This is a genomic window from uncultured Shewanella sp. (assembly GCF_947495455.1).
In the GTDB taxonomy this organism is placed as follows: domain Bacteria; phylum Pseudomonadota; class Gammaproteobacteria; order Enterobacterales; family Shewanellaceae; genus Shewanella.
Map to the genome: position 1 here is coordinate 1 of NZ_CANLZC010000316.1, position 217 is coordinate 217.

Here is a 217-nt window from a genome sequence, read left to right on the forward strand (position 1 = left end):
TTTGCAAACGCTAATGCCGCGCCTAAACGTTTATTATTGACGATATCTCCTTGCTGAACATGCCTTAAGGTATCAAACACACTATATGTTAAGTCTTCACCACAATGACGTATGGCTATCGTGCCATCAGGATAGTCATAAATCATGACCCGTTTGTTGACTAACCGCTTGGTTTTCTCTGTTGGGTCAAGTAGGTAAATGACTTTATCGTATTGTA

1 pseudogene is annotated in these 217 nt (G+C 40.1%); it reads right to left on the minus strand.

From position 1 onward, the window contains the following. A pseudogene (locus Q0791_RS25225) lies at positions 1 to 217 on the minus strand (ISNCY family transposase); the annotation flags it as partial.